A 2,796-nucleotide genomic window follows, 5' to 3' on the forward strand; every position below is an offset into this window, starting at 1 on the left:
CGCATAAGCCATGGGTGGTCACCACAACAGATTGCCGGCAGAATGCAGTTGGAACGTCACCCCATCTCTGATCATCTTGTTCCGCCGCTCACCTCCCTTGTCGCGGTACGCGCTTGAGCGCTCCGGCTATTTTCCAGTCAGCGCACAGGCCGCCAATCTGCCGACTTTGTCAGCACTGCCACCGGATCTGCCCCGGTTACGAATTTCACGCTGAGTATCACCCGTACTCCGTGGACTAACATGGCCAATCTATTGGATAAAAAGGCCATACGAAACCGAATATCGCTCTTGCTTTCGTTACCGTGACGTTAAACGAGCTTATCGATGCTTAGATGACCAATGCATTGACCAACCTGCAGAAAAGCGCTACAACAGCCCCCAAGAACCGATAAATGCTGCCACTACCACCTGATCAATAGCCGGAGGATCTGGCCATGACTGTAACCGTGAAAGTCGCTGAAGCCAAAACGCATCTTTCAGACTTGCTGGCGCGGGTCGAAGCGGGCGAAGAGGTAATCATTTCGCGTGGCAACACACCCATTGCGCGCCTCGTTGCGCTTGATGAACGGCGTCAGCGCCTGGCAGCGATTGAAGCCGTACGGACTTTCCGGGCCCAGGCGCAACCTGTCACCCAGGAAGAAATCCGCTCGTGGATTGAAGAAGGGCGCCGTTACTGATGGCCTTTATTGTCGACGCATCAGTGGCCGGCGCTTGGCTGCTGCCTGATGAAGATCATCCATTCGCCGCACAGATGATGAACCGACTGGCCGATGAAGACGCGGTTGCTCCGGAACTTCTGCAGCATGAAATCCGCAGCATATTGTTGATTGCTGAAAAACGCGGGCGGATTGGCGAGGACATGATCTACACAGCCCTGACGCGTTTTCGTGCCTTGCCCTTACGACTGATACCACGCAGCGAGGATTCTGAGGTCATTCGGGTCGCGCGACGCCACCAGCTCAGCGCTTATGATGCCGCTTATCTGGCGCTCGCGCTGACCGAAACCCTGCCGCTGGCTACGCTGGATCGCAAACTGGCTGCCGCCGCCCGGGCGGAAAAGACCATTGTTCTGGGCCCACTCGCCCATGATCGCTGACAGCGTTCCATCCAGAATAGTATTGCGTGCCGAAACGCTGCGTTATCTGGTCAATGAAGGCATGGGCGAAATTACGCTCCGCGCGCTGACCTCGGATCTGGCCTATGTCGAAGCCTGGGCGATGGCTGCGACAGGCCGCCCCCTCCCCTTCTCTATTCGGCGGGTCGAGGTCAAGCGCTTTCGAGCTTTTTTGAAGTCATCAAAATCCATCGCGGGGTCTTGCTTCTCTCCGGGATGAGCCTGCCGGCTCTCCCAACATGGGGTCAGAAGAATGAAGCAGCCCAATCTCCACCTACGTTCTGATCGCTGGAGGCGGCCGATACAAGGGGAGGGCCGAACTTGCTTCACCCGTCGTCCCGCGAGGGACTTCTTCTCCGCACGAAAGCGGAAACTACTGTTATCTTGTCTGGATCAAACGCCGGATCATGCTTGCGCGTTGGTTGGCAATTCCTCCCTCGTCCAGCAGAACTCGGTACCATCACTCCACATGCGATGCATGATTACCGCCAGTCGGCGGGCCAATGCGGTGATGGCCTTTTGGCGCCCTCGCCTCTTGGCGACGTTCATCGCCCAAGCCTTCAACCACGACCATTTCCTGGTGACTGACAACAAGGTTTGTGCAGCTTCATGGAGCAGCGACCTCATCATTGCGTCCCCGCAACAAGAGATGCGTCCAACGCGTTTGCTTTCGCCAGACTCGTTCAGCTTGGGCGTTAATCCCAGCACAGCGCCAACCACTTTCGAGTTCTTAAAACGCTGAGGAATGTCGATTGTGCTCGTAAAAGCCAGCGAGACGACCGGGCCAACGCCAGGGATCGTCATCAGCCGTCGACATTCAACATCGTTGCGTGCGATATCCAGCACTTTCCGATGCAGCCGAGAAAATTCATCACGCAACTTCTGTCTTGCCGCCAACAACGGCTCCATGATTTCATTGATGTCAGACATGTCGTTCACGAGTTCCCGGATTCGCTCCTCAAACTTAACCGCGCCGACAATCCCGACCTTCAGCCCGAAATTGCGCAACAGGCCGCGGATGTCATTTTCAATGTCGATTGCTTTCTCCTGCAGCAATTTGCGTGCCGTCAGCAAAGCACGTTGCTTTTGGCTGGTCAGCGTTTTCACGTGTACTGGTCGGAACAGATTGACGCGCATCATCTGCGCAATGCCGCGCGCATCGTTGCGATCGGTTTTATTCGGCTGGGCCCTAAGGAACGCTTTGGTATGGCGCGTCTCGATGCAGATCACCGGTAGTCCAGCCTTAGCAAGGCCTTCGAACAGCCATTGTGACAGAGGGTCGGCCTCAAGACCGATCCGCTCCAGGTTCCAGACCGGATCTCGCAATATGGTCGCCAAGTCGTCAGGATGGCTTACCACCTTGATCTCGCGGCAAAGTTTGCCGGTTTCATCAACAATGCAAATGGACGTCTCTTTCACCGAAACGTCTAGGCCGCTATAGTGTTTCATGCTGCGCTTCCTTTCCGATGCTTGTGGCTGTTGCAAAACAAGACCACGTTTTATCATCACTCGAAGCGCAGCACCTCCTTTTACAATCCACCGATATCGGAAGATGAGGCTCAAGCCGAATACCCCATCTTCCCGGCACTGTAACGTTAACTTTGTTGTAAAGCTCAGCGGTAGATAAGATGGCATGCACGACCATCGCTCCTCGCTTTACCACCGCCATCGCTTTCCGCCTG

General features: G+C 55.5%; 3 protein-coding genes and 1 pseudogene. 3 read left to right on the top strand and 1 reads right to left on the bottom strand.

The annotated features are described in order from the left end of the window. The first annotated feature begins 434 nt into the window (after positions 1-434). The 3 genes and pseudogenes from ACTJKP_RS26610 to ACTJKP_RS26620 form a co-directional block, all read left to right on the top strand. Entirely contained in the window at positions 435-677 is a 243-nt protein-coding gene (locus ACTJKP_RS26610; protein ID WP_440632794.1) for a type II toxin-antitoxin system Phd/YefM family antitoxin, read from the top strand. Then, positions 677-1,096, top strand: a complete 420-nt coding sequence (locus tag ACTJKP_RS26615) for a type II toxin-antitoxin system VapC family toxin (protein ID WP_440632795.1) — start codon at positions 677-679, stop codon at positions 1,094-1,096. Before ACTJKP_RS26610 ends, ACTJKP_RS26615 begins: the two co-directional genes overlap by 1 nt. Positions 1,097-1,127: 31 nt before the next feature. Then, a pseudogene (locus ACTJKP_RS26620) lies at positions 1,128-1,283 on the top strand (integrase); the annotation flags it as partial. Positions 1,284-1,519: 236 nt separating this feature from the next. On the opposite strand, the gene ACTJKP_RS26625 reads toward ACTJKP_RS26620, so the two are convergent. After that, positions 1,520-2,563 (bottom strand): IS110 family transposase, encoded by a 1,044-nt coding sequence (locus tag ACTJKP_RS26625; protein WP_440632796.1) that lies wholly within the window; start codon positions 2,561-2,563, stop codon positions 1,520-1,522. Positions 2,564-2,796: the final 233 nt, after the last annotated feature.

It is taken from the genome of Brucella sp. 22210, from assembly GCF_052045675.1.
Classification (GTDB): Bacteria; Pseudomonadota; Alphaproteobacteria; order Rhizobiales; family Rhizobiaceae; genus Brucella.